Source organism: Methylocystis sp. H62, from assembly GCF_015709515.1.
Lineage (GTDB): Bacteria > Pseudomonadota > Alphaproteobacteria > Rhizobiales > Beijerinckiaceae > Methylocystis.
Genome location: NZ_JADNQZ010000055.1, coordinates 203,975 through 220,292, shown reverse-complemented (window position 1 = coordinate 220,292; position 16,318 = coordinate 203,975). Strand labels below are relative to the sequence as shown.

Below are 16,318 nucleotides of genomic sequence, written 5' to 3'. Positions count from 1 at the left end.
GCGAGCCAGTCGTTGCGGTCGATCCCTTTCGCCTCATCTGTCTCTGCGAGTTCGGCGAAGGCCCTGGCCATTCCGTAAAGGCCGAGGGCGTGAAGCTGGTCGAGGGTGGGATGTCTAAGCAAGTCGCTGTCTCCTAATGATAGTAGCGCGGGCCGCGGATATTGGGGTGGAGGATCGGGGCCGCGTCCGCGGCACGCTTTGCCGCCGGCTTCCGATCGAGCTTGTTGTCGAGGATGGATTTGATCGAGCCGTAGGTCTTCGCGCCGATCTCGATGGCGCGTTCCGCTGCGGCCTCGACGCGCTCGGACCCATAGGGGCCGACAAGGCGGACGATGCCCAGACAAGCGCGATAGCCCTGTTCGGGATGAGGCCGCGCCTCCAGAATCTGCTCGCAGAGCGCCGCCGTCGCCGGGCCGATCTTGCGGGCGTCCTCGCGGATGCGTTCAACGGTCCAGCCGGCATAGCGCCGGTGGCTCGACGGCATGTGCTCGGGAATGGTCGTGTGCTTGCGGTTGCCGCTCTTCCGCAGATGGACGGCGATGCGCTCGCTCTTGCAGAAAATCTCGACGCCGCGGACGGTCAGGCGCGCTTCGACCTCCGCCCGGGCGAAGCGATAAGGCACGGAGTAATAATGCGCGTCGATCTCGACGTGATAGTCGATGCCGACGCGGCGCAAGCGCCATTCGCTATATTCGTAAGGCTCGACTGGAAGCGCCTTCAATGCCGGGCGGTCGATCTCGTCGAACAATTGGCGACGGGTGACGCCGAGCCGGCGGATGGGGCGCTCCTCGTTGAGAGTTTTCAGCATCCCGTCGATGGCGGCGTTGACCTCCGCCAGGCTGTAGAAGGTTTTGCGACGCAGCTGCCGAGCAGCCAGCGTTCGACGATCAGCACCGCCGATTCCACCTTCGCCTTGTCGCGCGGTTTTCTGGGCCGGGCCGGCAAAAGCGCGGCGCCGTAATGCGCCGCCATGTCGGCGTAGGTGCGGTTGACCTGTGGATCGTAGAAGCAGGCTTTGACGATGGCGGTCTTGGCGTTGTCCGGCACGACGAGCTGCGGAACGCCGCCGATCGCCTCAAGCGCGCCGACATGAGCGTCGATCCAGTCAGGAAGCGTCTGCGTCCAGCTCGCTCTCGCGAATGTGAGGCTCGACGCGCCCAGCACCGCGACGAATATCTGCCCCATGCGCACTTCGCCGGTGAGCCTGTCAACGACGACGTGAACGCCGTCGCCGGCGTAATCGACGAACAGGCGCTCGCCGGCGGCGTGGGTCTGCCGCATGGTCACCGACAGCGTTTTCTCGAAGGCGCGATACAGCTCGCAAAAGCGCGAATAGCGTTAGCCGCCGGGGTTCTCGGCGATGTATTCGTCCCACAGGATCGTCAGGGTGACATGCTTGCGCTTCAGCTCGCGATGCACGTTTGCCCAGTCCGGCTCTTCGACGCGCCGGTAACCGCGCTTGCTGCGCCGGTTGGCGTAAAGCGCCGCCTCCAGCGCGTCGTCGTTCATTCCCTCCGGCAGCGGCCAGGAGAGCCCGGCGCCCTCCGCGCGTTCGAGCCCTTCCCGAACCGTCGAACGCGGCATGCCGAGACGCCGGGAAATCTCGTGCGCTGAAACCGGTCTTCAGCCGAATAATCTCGCGCGCCTGGCGCATCGTAATCCGCTCCGCTGGCATGAATCGCTCCCCCTTGGATTGCCAAAGGAGCGACTTGATCAGGCCAACGGCGGCGGTGAGCCACTGCACGAAATCACCCGGGTGGGATCATTCCGTTGCAGGGGGGCGGGATCATCTCGGAATCGGGGGGCGCCATCAAGCGGAATCAGCACACGCCTCCGACCGCTGTCGGTGTAAAGGACATGTCAAGACTGATTTCCAGGCTTCGTCACAGGCAGTTCGGCGTGATTGTCACCACGTCTTGCGTGGACCTGCAGGCCTACAAGGAGATCAAAGAGGATCGGCATCCTATCCTTGTCATCTCGGCACAGGACATCGTTGAACTTCTGCGCCAGAATGGCCGCGGCAGCTTGGACGCGGTTCGCACATGGCTCAGCGAAGAGTTTCCTGAAGACAATCAGGGCTGATCGGGGACAGTCTCCTGCACCTCAAGCCCAGCATCTACCAGACCAGCTCGCTTTGCAGCCAGCACTGCTTCAAGGGCAGGTTTTGCCTGCTTGGGAGAGGGTTTCCGTTCCCAGCCTCCAGCCGCGTAACCCGCAAGCGTCCGGCAGATTCCAGCTACCTTCCAGTGGACAGTCCCTGTCTTCTGGCCGCGCTCAGCAACCTCCATCCACACGGAACTTGGGATAAGCATGCAATGTGCAATGCGTTCGTAGTCTGCCACCGAATGCTCTCCAGCGGATGGAAGCATCGTCCCCCTGCCGCCCCCGGCGTCGGTCTTCTCGAACGACAGTTCAGGCGGCAGCGGATCAGTAAATGCCGGTAGCTGAGTCTGAATTTCCTTCCAGCAGTCTGCCTTCTTGAACCATTCGCTCGGGTTTTTCTGACCGGCAGAGCTTCGCATGACAGCATCAAGCTTTGGTGCCCAGTCGGCAATCATCTGCTCCAGCTCCGGACTGACGGTCTGTTTGGACCATAGCCGCTCAAAGTCGACGCGCCCACCACTGCGGTGCGAGAGGCCCGCAACGACGTAGGCCGTTATCTGAGCGCCATAGGCCGGGAACTTCATGCTGCTGATCTTCTTTTCCGCGGCCCGGTAAAGCACGGCAATGGCGATGAGCCGCTTGTACCAGGCCTGATCAGGCGGCGGTGGCGGCTCATCCTTGAGGCGTTGCATGAAGCCCTGAAAATTCTTCTGCCCGCCGAGACAGACCTTGTCCGGCAGGCCCGACCAAGCCCCGAGATAGCGCGCAACGTCAAGTTTGCTTAGGCGACGTTGCTTGGGCGTCTGCTGCCGAAACGACTTCTGATCGGTCTTGCGGAACGCAGCCTTCTGTTCCGCCGCGAGGTAAGAGCCGCGCGCACGTTCGTAGAACCAGCGACCTTTGCCGTCATCGAGCCACATTGTATTCGCCAGCGTCTCGATCTGCTGATGAAACGGATCGTTCGCGGAGAAATCTGCCAGCTGCACGGTATTCTGACGGTTGGCGGCACGCGAGATCGAGGAGACCATTTCGCTGAGGTCTGCGCCGCCAACCTTGATGATTTTCACGGGAACTAAAACCTGATCGAGTTTCAGGTTGTCCTTGCGCCTTGCGCGATGGAGGGATGCCGTCGTCTGTCCGCCGTTCACGATCTGAAGCCCCTTCAAGGAGCGAATCTCCAGACCTCCGGTGTCGTTGGCGACTACGTCGAGATCGTCCACGGTTGCGACGATGCCGTTGTTGAAGGCAAGGAACATGGCAGGCTGATCTGCGATCGTGCGTCTCAGCTCAGCATTGACGCTCTTACGACCCTGCAGTCCCAGGAATGCGCGCACGTTGAGTTCAAGCAGGCGCACCCCATACCGCTCATAGACTTGCGAAAGTACATCACCCGGCAGAACGGCCAGATAGGCATCATACTCGCCATTTTGGGCGGGCACGTGCAAACATGAAAGCGCTCGGCCGGATAGCGACACAAGGTCGAGGGCAATATCCGCGCGAGTTTCGCCCTGTCCGAGCACGCGGAACAGACGGACGATATCGTAGGCTTCAAATTCCAAAGGCTTTCCACGCCACTCGGTGGGCGGCGTGATCTTGCCGACAACACCATCGGTGAGGAGTATGATGCGGATTGCGGAAAGACTAGCCGCTTCATTCTCAATCAGGCGCGCAAGGTCGCTTGCATCAGTGTTGGCGGGCTCAAGTTGCGATGCGAGACCATCTACGCACGCGCTGGCAAAACGTAAGGCGCGTTCCAGAGCCTTTGTTACATCGGCCGCAGGAAGCTTGCTTGCCGGAAGATCGCCCGAGTAGATCGTGGTAAAGAGATCAAGGCGGGCGCGCTCCTCATCGTAGGCGTAGCCGTCGATGCGGTATGCGGCACTCCGCACGCGTCCTTCCTGATAGAGAGGGAAGGTCGCATCAAGATGTCCGGCCTCCTCGAGGCGCTCCAGAATGAGGCGAGTGAAAACTTCCTGAGAGAACGGTGCTTCTGACGACAGGCTTTCCTCTACCTCGGCGACAAGCTCCTGTAGATACTCGGCGGTTGCATCGTCTGTCATTGGCCATCTCCTTGATGAAACGCGTCAAGGACGGCGGCCGCGCCCTCAGCAAATGCCGAGATGCCGCGAACTTCGAGCGTATAGGTTGCTTCTGTAATTGCGATGGGTAGGCCGGAGCGTAGGAGTCGTGGAAATCCGTCCGCGACGGCATACGCATCGATCGTCCTGAGTTGTACGCGCGGAATGCTTCGTGCTATGTCGTCTCCAGGCAGCAGACCGCGTCGCAGGAGCAGGTTTTCAAAGCTGCTGCGGCACGCTTCATCAGGCAGAGCCGCATTCAAGGCCGCGATGATGGCTCGTAGCGAACGGCCCGTAGGGCTTTCGATGAGCCTGACGTGCAAAAGATCCAGCCGGCGCACACCTGCGGTATCCAGCTGGTCTAGTCTGGATATTGTGATGGCGGACGCCGGTCCGAGGCCGGTCTTCACCTCAAGGGCATGTCCGGCGCGCTGGAAGTCATGAAGGCCGTCAAGCGGAGCCTGCCACGACGTAAGGGAATCCCTGTCCGCTTCAATCAGGCGCTCCAGTATCAGCAGTTCGCCAATGAGACCGGCCGTTTCCATTCTGGAAAGTCCGTCTCTTCTGTCGCGTAGAAACTGACGCCACGCGTCAAGCCGTGCGAGAAACTGGACGAGCGCTGTACTCTGATCCGGCTGGGAGGCTGCCGCGACGACATCCGCGCAGATGGTCGTGAAGAGGTCACGTCGGCCGGCATCTTCGAGTGAAAGGACAAGCAGCGGGCCTGAGATATCAGGTACTGTGTTCAGACGCATGCCGCCAAGCTCGAACAGGGCATCGGACGGTAGCGTGATCTGAAGGATCAGGCACGGCGCATTATCCATTGCCCGCATGCCTGCCCGGATCTCCAGAGGAGCATCTGCGGAAATGATTCGTGATCGATACTGACGTGCGACCGGTGCGATCTGCGCCAGCTCATCCCAGGCCGTATTGAGAGCGTCGAGCCAAAGTGTCATGCAAACTCGCGCTGCTTGACGCTGTTGATGAGATAGACGCGTCTGTCGGCGGCATCACTATCCGGAAAACTGACAACAACGCTGATGACGGGACGATCCGTGGGATCAACCCCGGCCAGAACCGGATCGATTGGATAAATGATCAGCAGTCCATTCTGAGGCCGAGCGCCTCTCACCTTGCGAATAAATTCGCCGGATGGAACGTCGGTTTCGCCTTTCGTTCGTGACCTTCTCTCACGGTTCGTGCACGCCAGAGCCTGCGCAAATTCTTCATCACTGAGGTCAATCGCCTGGTCGAGCGGGCTCAGCGTCGTGCCGATGATGAACCTGTCTTCCGGCAATGCCCTCCCGTTCCTGGGTTGCCGCGGATTACGTTCCACACAGCAGTATTTTCGGCCGGCAATCGTAACTTCCTTTTTTGAACCTGTTGCGAGGAACACTGTCCATTCGGTCAGCTCGGGGATCGGCATCTCAAGCTGCTCAGCGATATAGGTCGCCAGCTTCTCGCCGTTGATTTGCTGACTTTCGGACGGGAAAGCCAACGTGCGCAGATATACGGCAATTTCCTGCCCTGCCACGCCTTTCCAGAGAGTCCCCTGAGCGGTCTTGCCGGCCGAACCCGGTCGAGCGGGGTTGTCCTGACCCATTCCGAGGCCGAGTATGAAGTTGTCAGTTACGTCAGCATTGCGTTCAATTGTGGGACGGTCGCGGAACATGACCGTCTGAACCTTGCCTTCTCCGGCGTAGCTGCTCTGATGGACTTCAGCATGGCGCTGCTTGTTGAGCGCGGTGACTTCAAGAATGTCATGCACTGCAACTTTCAGCCCGAATTGCTTAGGCGTCGCATTCTGCATTGCCATTTCGAAGAATTGGGCACGAAGTTCGCTCTGTGCTGTCGCGACATAGCGGAACCAGTCTTCCATATCGTCGGTTGTATAAAGTCTGCAGAGATCGGCAAAGCCGCGTCGATAACCGAACCAGCGGCCCATCTGCAGAAGGCTGTCATACTGCCGCGAAATGCGAAGGAAGTAGCTGACGGAAAGTCCTTCTAGCGTAAGGCCGCGCGAGAGTTTGTCGCCGCCGACTGCGATGACCGAGAAACCCGCTTCCTTATACGTGTCGTAGTCAATATCCGCCTTTGTTTTTCCATTGGCGGTGATAAGCTGAATCTTGTCGGAGCTATCTGCCAGCTGGGCACCAACTTGATCCCAGGTCACGGGAAGCGTATTGCGGCCATAGATGGACTGCGCAACATCTCTGGTCGTGCGCACATAGTCGTTGTCCCACACGCCTTTGAGACGCTGCAGCGTCTCAGTGTCTCCGTTAGAAATCATCGCGCGGGTTTCATTCAGATACTTTTCGACCTGACGATGCACCTCGGCGTGAACATCTACGAAGCGCGAGACGTGCACGAGCATCGAGTTGTGCTCGCGACCCTGTCCACGCGCGGCACGCGCGGCACAAGTCAGGAGAAATGCGTTAATAGCCCGCTTTAGACTGGGTGGGATGACGTCCTGACCGTTGAAGCGCGGCTTGAGCATCTTGTCATGCCTCTCGGGAATCCATTGTTCGCCAATCTGGTCGAGGGGACGAACAAGAGGAAGGCCGGGATTGTCGCCGTCGTTGGTTCCGAAGACGGCGGCCGGACCAAAATAGTCATCTGGTGGCGTCAAGGAGGCAATGAAGGTAGCGGGGAACAGATCCGGGCCGTAATCTTTCGCACTGCGCTCATCATGGATGAAGATATTTGCGAACGGTGTGGCCGTGTATCCGACATAGACGCGCCGGTCGAACTTCATAAGAAGCTTGCGTATCTCCCCGTTAACGCGCTTGGGGTCGTAGTCGTCGTCAAACGTACCGTCTTCAAGGAGCGGCTGATCGCCGGTATCAACCGAAGCTTGATCCGCTTCATCATCAATGATGAGAACAGGAGCTGCTTTCGCAGGAGTTGGCAACCGCGCAACCCAGTTGTTCAAATTTTTCAGTACTGTCGCATTCTTCTTCACGACGAACAGACATGGCTTGCTGTCAGGCGAAAACGTCGTCTGTTCCGCAATCCGGAGGCTAAAATCTCCGTTAAGGTCCGCCATCGTGAGACTGTCGACAAGCAGGTTGCTGTTGAACGTACCGACGCCAATTACGCGCAGCGGCTGATTGGGTTGCCGTGTCTTCGGATTGGTGTCGTAGCCCAGAATATCCTGGTCAAAACGCTTCTGCGTCTGCAAGCGCAAGATCTTGTGCATGCCTGCTAGCACGATGATGATGCGGTAACCCGCATCGGCGGCACGGTTTGCGACGCCGGCATAGCTTGCCGTCTTGCCAGACTGGACATCACCCACGACCAGGCCGCGCCAGTCCCAGCTGCCTGGACGTTGCGGATCGTCCATAAGTTCAAGGATTCTCGCGGTGCTGTCCTGAAGCTGCTGGACCGATTCTGTCGGCCACCCACCATCTTCGAGCTTTTCCAGATAGCGCTGCATGAATGGACCTGGCTGGCGCCGTTCCCCGACATACCAGGGCGCTGGCCGGGAGCCTTCCTCGTCCTGCAGGACGAGAGCTGGCCCTTGCTCCGTGACAAAGGTCGTAAGCAGAAGGCGGGTCGCTGCCGCAATATCTTCCGGCCCGACCTGCTTCTGGCTCAGAGAGGCATATGCCGGGGCAAGGAGATGAAGTGCCTGCGCGATGACATCCTGCGTGATGGTCTCCCCTGCCTTTTTTCGGGACAGCAGACTGCGCCTCGCAGTGAGTGAAAGGTCGGCAGCAATATCTGTCATGGATGTCCCCTAAGCTTGTGCGTCAGTGATATTCTCAGCTCCGTCAGGTCTCCGGGAAGGTTGAGAAGGAGGACGTCAATGCGTTGATCGATGGTCATGCTGGCAGGCAGCGTCCTGCCCAGTTCCGCAAGCTGGTCCGTCAGCTGTCCGATTTCCTCAGCATCCAGGGTCGGCACTTCAGCACCTTCGGATTCCGAGACATCGAGCCAGATGCGCTCGACAGGAACCGAGCGTTCTATGATGGAGAGAACGGCATTGAATGACCTTACGCCGGCAGCGGACTGGCGACAGGCGACAATGACCGGATGATCACGATTGATCCGGTATTGCGGGCCCTTCGGACCTTGCGTTGCCAGCCAGACTGCGGGAGCCGTGTGGGGTGCACCTCGCACGCGCGGCCCCTGCCCACGAAATGCAAATACCTCGCGCGCCTCTTCGCGGCACCGACCAGCTATGGCGGTCAGGCGTGCACGCAACGCACCAGGCGGTCTTGCCTGAGACTTGCGCACATCGATACGCCAGTCGCGATCCAGCCCTGTCGGCAGGTCGATAAGCACGCGCGCAAGTCGGCTTGCCTCATCACGCGTCCAGGTGCGCGCCCCGCCCAGACCGAGCCAGCTGCCGGCGACTAGAAGACGCTTGCTGCGATAGACATAAAAGCCCTGCCTTGCCCCCCAGCCTCCGGGGCCGCCCGCAGCGTGGTATTCGGCTTCGTTGGTGAAGCGATCGCGATGGGGTAGCACATAAGGCTTTACGAGAAATGACGATCCCGCGTGGCGGATGCGCTCCGATGGCATTTCCCTCGTGGCCGGATGGCTGGCCTGAAACGGATCCCATGCCCTGATGAGGCGACCATTCAGCGCGATGTCGAGCCGGGTTGCATCACCGCCGATGAAGCGATGAAACACCATACCAAGATGCGCGCGGATATCTTCAAGACGTAAATGGAACGCTTCCTTCGACAGACCGGCCAAACCGCTCAGCTCGTCGATCTGATCCCAAATGACTACGGTGCCGGTAGATCGGTTTTGAAGCTCGGCAACGAACGGCTGATCCGGGAGGCTTTGAGGTACCAGCGCTATCCAGCCACGCGCTTCGACGACTGCAACGTCGAGAAAAGCCGAACTGAGCGCTCCCGTGGTCTTCGTGACGACAGTCAGGCGACGGCTCTGCGACAGGGACGCAGTCTTCAATCCCATCCCGAAACGACCGAGATCGCTGTCGGCCCGCTTACCATGCGGTCCGTCGCCTCCGAGCCGCAGCGCATCGGCCAGACGTTCTTCATTCATGCCGTGGCCATTATCGAGAATCGCGGCGACGGGGACTCCCCCATTCCACTGTAGGTCGATGCTCACCGTCGAAGCGCCAGCTGTAATGCTGTTGTCGATCAGATCAGCGAGGGCCGTCTCAGGTGAGTAACCCAGCCCGCGCAGGGAGCCGATTAGGGCGGAAGCCTTCGGTGAGATGCTGATCGTACGCTTCGCCGGCATGTCAGGCCGCCCGCCGATCAGTTGCCCCTTTTTTTCCGCGAGCCGTTCCGCACAACAGAGACTTGAGAGCCTTTGCTACGGCCAAGGCCAGAAGCGGGGGGACCGCATTTCCGATCTGGCGGAATGCGGAGTTCATCGCGCCAGCAAACGCGAAGCCATCGGGAAACGATTGGAGACGCGCTGCCTCCCTTACCGAGATTGTGCGGCGCTGCGTGCTGTCGTAGTGGATATGAGAATAAGTGTCCTTGCCCATGTGCGCGGTAAGCGTGCGTGAAGGCTTGGATGGATCGAGCTTCCACCACTTGTTTGGAAATTTGTTAGGGTCGTATGGAGGCACAATGCTCGCGCGCAGCTCCCTGTAAGCCTTGGAATGTTTGCGTGCGCCGGCGAGACCGGAAGTTGCAGCTGCTTCCGCAAGCAACTCTTCTGCGACTTCTCTAGCGTGCGGATAGTCGCCTCCATGCTTCATTTTCGCGAAAATCGGGAAGTCGCGCGGTGTCAGGCGCACAAGGTGGCCGCTGGCGGCATCGTCGGTTTCAAAACCTGGCCAAGCGCGCATCGTGATGGCGTAGGAAGAGATGCGGTTCTTCAGATCTCGATACGGAAGCGTGTCGTTAAGCTTGCGCTTGCGGATTACTGACGGTGCAATAGCGTGCTCCGTGATCCTGGGAAGATCCTCAAGTGCCTCCCTGGTTCCGACTGCATTCTTCAACGTCCGGTGCGGCGTCGGAATGGCGTGGAAATAACGGCTAGTCTTGTCGACGTGCTTCAGCGCAACGCGGCGCGAGCCTTCGTATCCCTTGGGCAAATCAAGAAAATGGAGCGGCACAGGAAACTTTGGCGCTTGATCCAGCTCATTGGCCAGCGCCACAATAAAAAGACGCTCGCGAACCTGCGGGACACCAAAATAGGCAGCATTCAGGATCGTATAGCTGGTCCGGTAGCCTGTTCGCTCGAGAGCCTCGCATATTTCCTCCGGAACGTTGTGGCCGCCGAAGTTGAGAATGTCGGGCACGTTTTCGATGAGAATGATCAGGGGCTGCGTGTCTTCGACGTACTGCAGGAAGCGACGGTAGAGTGCCGCGCGTGGATCCTTCTGAAATGCATCCTCCTCGCCGGCAACCGAGCGCAACTTTGAACGCCCGATGCGAGCGAAAGCTTGGCAGGGCAGGCCCGCTGCCAGAAGATCGAAAGATTCAGCTGCCGACGTCTTGAACCCGAGATCGGACACGAGCTGCGAAGCTGAGCAGCGCTCCATGTCACGCGGTTTCGCCCATTCGCTTTCAGCCGCACGATCGCCTCCAAAATTTAGCGCGTAGCTTTCAGCGGCTTCAGAATCGATCTCGATATGGGCAGAGAGTTCGAATCCGGCTGTCTTGAGTCCGAGCGACAGCCCGCCGCACCCCGAGCAGATCTCCAGTGCGCGCGGCACCGCGCCTACGTGCAGGCGCGCGATCTTGCTGCGACGAATCAGTTGGCGGTTGTCAGGCGTCATGATGCCAGAATAGCGCTGACGGTCTTGCGCAAATCAACTGGGTCTTGCGTTTCACACTCCCAGATAATGGCTACGCGCCAACCCATATCCTCAAGTCCCTCCTTTGCCCTTATGTCTCGCAGGACGTTATTCTTAAACTTGCGGTCCCAGAATTCAACATTTGTCTTGGGGGAATAAGCATATCTGCAGGCTTCGTGCCGGTGCCAGAAGCAACCATGAACAAAGACCGCTAGCTTCAGTCGCGGAAATACTAGGTCTGGCGATCCCGGCAGATCCTTTGAATGCAGTCTGAACCGGTAGCCAAGCTGATGCGCCATGCGGCGAACAGCCAGCTCCGGCTTGGTGCTCTTGCCCTTGATGCCGGCCATCATTTTAGACCGTCTGGCTGATGAAACTATATCCATAACTCTTTAAGATCATCCCCATGAATGCTTTCGATGCGGCCGTGAAGATCGCGCGGTCATCTTTCCTGCTAAGCGATAGCCAACTGCCGATATAGCCAGCGCGACGCAATTGCCACCTCTGCGCCCAATTGCCCGCACAAGCAGCTTCGTTTTGCAATCAATTATTGCGGATAGGCGAGCGCACAACCAAGCGCGGCGTTACCGCTGTTAATGGGCCTCACTGCCCGAACTGGGTGATATTCACTGGAAGATTTTTCCATCGTCCTAACGCGTGACGAGATATTCCACGGGCATGGATAATCCGCGCTTCGGGTAGGAAACGCGCGCATGACACCGGGAGACATTGCCCTGCTCGTTCACGGTCGCGATGTTTGGGACTTTCAATTCGCCGCCCAGTTCCGCGGTGAAGGGGCGGTCGAAAGCTGGCCTCGATGCTGGCGACGACGCCGGGGTGGCCGCAGCCGGCTTTGGCGTCAAGCACCATGGCAAGCGCGGCGGCCAGCATGGCGAGCCCACGGCGATCAGCAGCCATTTCTGAGCGGCCCTGGTGGCGAGCCTGACGGGCTCGTTAAGCGCACTGCTTACAACCGTTCGAGAGTGGGCTCGCGACCGGGGCCGCGCCGTTGCAATTTGGCCCCTTGGTTCCCGGCAAGCAGGCGCGCGCGAACGGTACATCCCTTGCCCGAAGATATCACTGGCGTAACAACATACGACATCGTTAGACAGATTCGCTGTGAGACGCGGCAAGCGCTCATCGAATTGATAGGCGAGTATCTTTCGCACTCGGACGATGATCGCGTCAACATGGCATCGCGAATGGCTGGCGTTCAATACTTCATCAAGCGTTCGAAGCCGTTGGAACAATTTGGACCAAAATTGCTTTCAGGGCACGCAAAGGAGGCTGTAGAGCTGTTTTGGAAATCAGGCATCGCCTATAACTTCCAGCTCGGAGTGCAAGAAAATAACGACGTCAGCGCTGGAATTGGTTTTGGAAATCCGTTTACGCGTGGAGTGACGATCGGATCCACGCAGATGGACATCGGCGGATCGTTCAATCGGCAACGGAATTCGCTGAGAACGTTTACAATCACCGACAACTTCAACGGTTTGATCACAAAGCTTCCCGACAATTATTGTAATGGCAAGCTCGTCGGTCCCGATTACCTTTATCCGATCACCGGAAAAATCGGCATGAAAGAGGTCATTAAAACTTTCGTCCATTTGGTGGTCTTTGGCAATCTGGACGCGCGCGCCGAAGACAAGAACCCCGCTGCACTTCCAGATGCGGCGCCGCCAACGATGGTCGATGCCGTCACGTTCGAAACGGTCATCATTGGCAAAGTCAACCCCACCAAGGTCATCTTCAGCCCGATCGGCAATCGCTTTGCATTGTTGAACTCGAATGTGTCAGCTGAGGTAAAGCGCGCAGACAAGCATATCGTCACTGTTGGTCTCGCTTTGGAAAAAGCCGCGGAGTCGCAACTAGAGCCCTATCGCGACTCACTTTTTGCGCGATATGGCGGGTTGCGCGCTCCCGCCGCGTCGAGGCTGGGCGGCCGGTCTCAAGTGACAAGGGGTACGCTTTTTGGACGCTTGCTGACAGCAACGGGAACGCCGGCCGAAGTAGCTGCCGCGCAGGCCGTCGATCAGTTCCTGACACAAAGATTGTTTTCGCCTGTGATCAACATCAACCAATAGGAGGAGACAAAAGTCATGGCTAAAATCCCTGGCACAGGTAGCAAGGTAGCCGAATTCCGCCCGATGACGACCAAAAAGCCATTGTCGTTCGACTTAAGAAATGTGATCGACGTCATAATGATGATGGAGCGCCAACGGAAAAACGGCGAAATTTTCCCGTTACGTCAAAAGCAAAGGTTTGACAGTTGATCTACCGCGCGAGACGGTCAATTCAGTCAAAGAGTTCGTCGCGAAAGACACTGAGCTCAGCAAAGACAGAATAGGTGTAAAGGTACGCAATCCAAAAAAGGCCGGCAGCGTGCGAGCGACCCCAAGTTCGACACGAGACGACCCCTATCGATGCTTCTAGCGCAAATCGGAACGCCTAGCCGCAACACAAGAAGATTGTAAAAGCGAGTTACAGAGTTCGGGAACGTGTCGAAAGATATTTCACTTCTATCGCCATAAACGTCGTTTGAGGGTATCTAAATTTAGTCCAATGGCTCTTTGTTGTACCGCCATGTTTTCCCGATCTCGCCCCAGTCCTTGAAGATTTGTGTTCCGACGAGGACGATTTTGCTGACGAGAAAAATCCCTGCGAGCGTCGGGCCAAGCAGCAGAAGAGTCCACAGGATGTGCGAGTCGGCTATGTCGGGTCTGCTTTGTCACACTATTGAAACGCCCAACGGTGTGACCCCATTCGTCGCTCGTGGATTGGCAATAAGCGTTTGCTATCCAAACCCGCGTTTACACGCCGCCGCTGGCGGTCGAGGCCGACGTTCGGAGCTTTACCGGATCAATGGTGAGCTGGACAGCTGCGTGGCATTTTGGGCGACAATGCGCGCGAACAAATTGACCTCTAATGGGCGCACCTGATGGCTAGTTTGGGCGCACTTTGAAAAACAGCCCTAAACTTAACGAGATACGAAAATGTTTTCAGGCGATGGTGGGGGAAGTAGGACTCGAACCTACGAAGGCTTAGCCAGCGGATTTACAGTCCGCCCCCTTTGCCGCTCGGGACATTCCCCCATCGTCTCGCAAAGAGACGGCGGCCGCGATGAAGCGGCCGATGCAGCGGCATATGCGGCCCCGGCGGCGCAGTGTCAACCTTAAACTCCCCCGCAAGCCGGGGGCGAGGCTGAGCCCCGCTCGAGCGCCGCGATCATGCCGTCCTCTGGGACGCCAGAACTCGCGCAGGGGCCTTGCGCCGCGGGCGCAGCTCTCAAGTCGGCGAATCGGCCAGATGCGCTAATTCGTCCTCGGAAAAAAGCCGCGACCGCGTCAGGAACCGCAGCCCCGTGCCATTGTCGAGCGAGAACATGCCGCCTTGGCCCGGCACGACGTCGATGACGAGCTGCGTGTGCTTCCAGTAATCGAATTGCGCCGCGCCGATGTGGAAGGGCGCGCCGCCGATCTCGCCGAGCAGGACGTCGCCGTCGCCGACCAGGAATTCCCCTTGCGGATAGCACATCGGCGCCGAGCCGTCGCAGCAGCCGCCGGACTGGTGGAAGAGGATGTCGCCATATCGACCCCGCAGGCGCTCGATCAATTCGAGCGCCGCCGGCGTGGCGATGACTCTTGCAGGTTTCACAGTCGTCGTCATCGCCCCCCTCCCTGTCCCTCCCCCGCTGAAGCGGGAGAGGGGACGCTAGCGATCGGCGTTCCGCGTTTCTCCGGTGAAAAGCGAGTTTCGCTCCCTCTCCCGCGAAGCGGGGGAGGGTTGGGGTGGGGGCTAAAAGAACCCCAGCTTCTTTTCGCTGTAGCTCACCAGCATGTTCTTCGTCTGCTGATAGTGATCGAGCATCATCTTGTGATTCTCGCGGCCGATGCCCGACTGTTTGTAGCCGCCGAAAGCGGCATGCGCCGGATAGGCGTGGTAGCAGTTCACCCAGACGCGCCCCGCCTGAATGGCGCGGCCGAAGCGATAGCAGCGGTTGGCCTCGCGGCTCCACACGCCCGCGCCAAGGCCGTAGAGCGTGTCGTTGGCGATGGCCAAGGCCTCGTCGTCGTCCTTGAAGGTCGTCACCGACACGACGGGACCGAAGATCTCCTCCTGGAACACGCGCATCCGATTATGGCCTTCGAGCACGGTCGGCTTCACATAGAAGCCGCCGGCGAGGTCGCCCGCGAGCGCGTTGCGTTCGCCGCCGGCGAGCACCTTCGCGCCCTCCTGCTTGCCGATATCGATATAGCTCAGGATCTTTTCGAGCTGCTCGGAAGAGGCCTGCGCGCCGATCATGGTTTCGGGGTCGAGCGGATTGCCCTGCTTGATCTCGCCGACGCGTTTTAAGGCGCGTTCCATGAAGCGGTCGTAGATCTTCTCATGCACCAGGGCGCGGCTCGGGCAGGTGCAGACCTCGCCCTGATTGAGCGCGAACATGACGAAGCCCTCGATCGCCTTGTCGAGATAGTCGTCGTCCTCGCGGACGACGTCCTCGAAGAAGATGTTGGGCGACTTGCCGCCAAGCTCCAGCGTCACCGGAATGAGGTTCTGGCTGGCGTATTGCATGATGAGCCGGCCGGTCGTCGTCTCACCGGTGAAGGCGATCTTGGCGATGCGGTTCGACGAGGCGAGCGGTTTGCCGGCCTCCAGCCCGAAGCCGTTGACGATGTTGAGCACGCCCTTGGGGAGGATGTCGCCGATAAGCTCCGCCCAGACGAGAATGCTTGCGGGCGTCTGCTCGGCCGGCTTGATGACGACGCAATTGCCGGCGGCGAGCGCCGGCGCGAGCTTCCAAACGGCCATCAGAATCGGGAAGTTCCAGGGGATGATCTGGCCGACGACGCCGAGCGGCTCATGGAAATGATAGGCGATGGTGTCGTGGTCGATTTCCGAAATGCCGCCTTCCTGGGCGCGAATGGCGCCGGCGAAATAGCGGAAGTGATCGATCGCGAGCGGAATGTCGGCGGCGCTCGTCTCGCGGACCGGCTTGCCGTTGTCCCAGGTTTCGGCGGCGGCGAGGAGACCGAGATTGGCCTCCATCACGTCGGCGATGCGGTTGAGGAGGATGGCGCGCTCCGCCGGGCTCGTCTTGCCCCAGGCGTCTTTGGCGGCATGCGCCGCGTCGAGCGCGGCCTCGACGTCGTCCTTGTCGGACCGGGCGATCTCGCAAATTTTCTGGCCCGTGATCGGCGAGACATTGTCGAAGACGCGGCCGGATTTCGCGTCCGCCCACGCGCCATTGATGAAATTGCCGTAGCGGGCCTTGAACGGCGGTTTGAGCGCGGCGAAAGTCTCGTGCTTGGTCATGGGGCGTTCCTCGCAGTTCCGCAGCGGCGGTTTTTTTTGAGAAGGTAGTTGGAGCGGGGCGTAACGCCAAGGGCCCGACGCCAAGTGCCCG

Annotated in this window: 12 protein-coding genes, 1 tRNA gene and 1 pseudogene; 4 read left to right on the top strand and 10 right to left on the bottom strand. The window is 59.2% G+C overall.

Annotation, left to right across the window (positions count from 1 at the left end):
• Window positions 1-133 precede the first annotated feature (133 nt).
• Window positions 134-1,654: pseudogene (gene istA, locus IYY11_RS13985) on the bottom strand (IS21 family transposase).
• Between the two features lie 116 nt (window positions 1,655-1,770).
• On the opposite strand from istA, the gene IYY11_RS13980 reads away from it, so the two are divergent.
• Entirely contained in the window at window positions 1,771-2,082 is a 312-nt protein-coding gene (locus IYY11_RS13980; protein ID WP_210331356.1) for a restriction endonuclease, read from the top strand.
• Here the strand turns inward: IYY11_RS13980 and IYY11_RS13975 are convergent.
• From IYY11_RS13975 to IYY11_RS13950, 6 genes are read right to left on the bottom strand one after another with little or no spacing between them, the layout of a single operon-like run.
• Window positions 2,073-4,163: an AIPR family protein gene (locus IYY11_RS13975; protein WP_196404405.1), complete on the bottom strand. Its 2,091-nt coding sequence runs from the start codon at window positions 4,161-4,163 to the stop codon at window positions 2,073-2,075. The genes IYY11_RS13980 and IYY11_RS13975 overlap by 10 nt on opposite strands.
• Entirely contained in the window at window positions 4,160-5,137 is a 978-nt protein-coding gene (locus IYY11_RS13970; protein WP_196404404.1) for a PD-(D/E)XK motif protein, read from the bottom strand. Before IYY11_RS13970 ends, IYY11_RS13975 begins: the two co-directional genes overlap by 4 nt.
• On the bottom strand, window positions 5,134-7,911 hold the full coding sequence (locus tag IYY11_RS13965; RefSeq protein ID WP_196404403.1) for a Z1 domain-containing protein: 2,778 nt from the start codon (window positions 7,909-7,911) through the stop codon (window positions 5,134-5,136). The genes IYY11_RS13970 and IYY11_RS13965 overlap by 4 nt, the downstream gene beginning before the upstream one ends.
• The gene (locus IYY11_RS13960; protein ID WP_196404402.1) at window positions 7,908-9,401 is read right to left on the bottom strand and encodes an ATP-binding protein; all 1,494 of its coding nucleotides are present in this window, start codon (window positions 9,399-9,401) and stop codon (window positions 7,908-7,910) included. The genes IYY11_RS13965 and IYY11_RS13960 overlap by 4 nt, the downstream gene beginning before the upstream one ends.
• Before the next feature lies 1 nt (window position 9,402).
• Entirely contained in the window at window positions 9,403-10,896 is a 1,494-nt protein-coding gene (locus IYY11_RS13955; protein WP_196404401.1) for a DNA cytosine methyltransferase, read from the bottom strand.
• Complete coding sequence (locus IYY11_RS13950) at window positions 10,893-11,300, bottom strand: very short patch repair endonuclease (RefSeq protein WP_196404400.1); 408 nt, start codon at window positions 11,298-11,300, stop codon at window positions 10,893-10,895. Before IYY11_RS13950 ends, IYY11_RS13955 begins: the two co-directional genes overlap by 4 nt.
• A 367-nt stretch (window positions 11,301-11,667) precedes the next feature.
• On the opposite strand from IYY11_RS13950, the gene IYY11_RS13945 reads away from it, so the two are divergent.
• The 3 genes from IYY11_RS13945 (at window position 11,668) to IYY11_RS13935 (ending at window position 13,187) form a co-directional block, all read left to right on the top strand.
• Window positions 11,668-11,838 (top strand): hypothetical protein, encoded by a 171-nt coding sequence (locus IYY11_RS13945; protein WP_196404399.1) that lies wholly within the window; start codon window positions 11,668-11,670, stop codon window positions 11,836-11,838.
• Between the two features lie 140 nt (window positions 11,839-11,978).
• Complete coding sequence (locus tag IYY11_RS13940; protein WP_196404398.1) at window positions 11,979-12,998, top strand: hypothetical protein; 1,020 nt, start codon at window positions 11,979-11,981, stop codon at window positions 12,996-12,998.
• 15 nt (window positions 12,999-13,013) lie between these two features.
• Complete coding sequence (locus IYY11_RS13935; protein ID WP_196404397.1) at window positions 13,014-13,187, top strand: hypothetical protein; 174 nt, start codon at window positions 13,014-13,016, stop codon at window positions 13,185-13,187.
• Window positions 13,188-13,921: 734 nt separating this feature from the next.
• Here IYY11_RS13935 and IYY11_RS13930 read toward each other — a convergent pair.
• From IYY11_RS13930 to adh, 3 genes are all read right to left on the bottom strand, one after another.
• Window positions 13,922-14,006, bottom strand: a tRNA-Tyr gene (locus IYY11_RS13930).
• A gap of 193 nt (window positions 14,007-14,199) precedes the next feature.
• Complete coding sequence (locus IYY11_RS13925) at window positions 14,200-14,580, bottom strand: DUF779 domain-containing protein (protein WP_196404396.1); 381 nt, start codon at window positions 14,578-14,580, stop codon at window positions 14,200-14,202.
• Window positions 14,581-14,709: 129 nt separating this feature from the next.
• A complete protein-coding gene (adh, locus tag IYY11_RS13920; RefSeq protein ID WP_196404395.1) occupies window positions 14,710-16,227 on the bottom strand; it encodes an aldehyde dehydrogenase in 1,518 nt (505 codons plus the stop codon).
• Window positions 16,228-16,318: the final 91 nt, after the last annotated feature.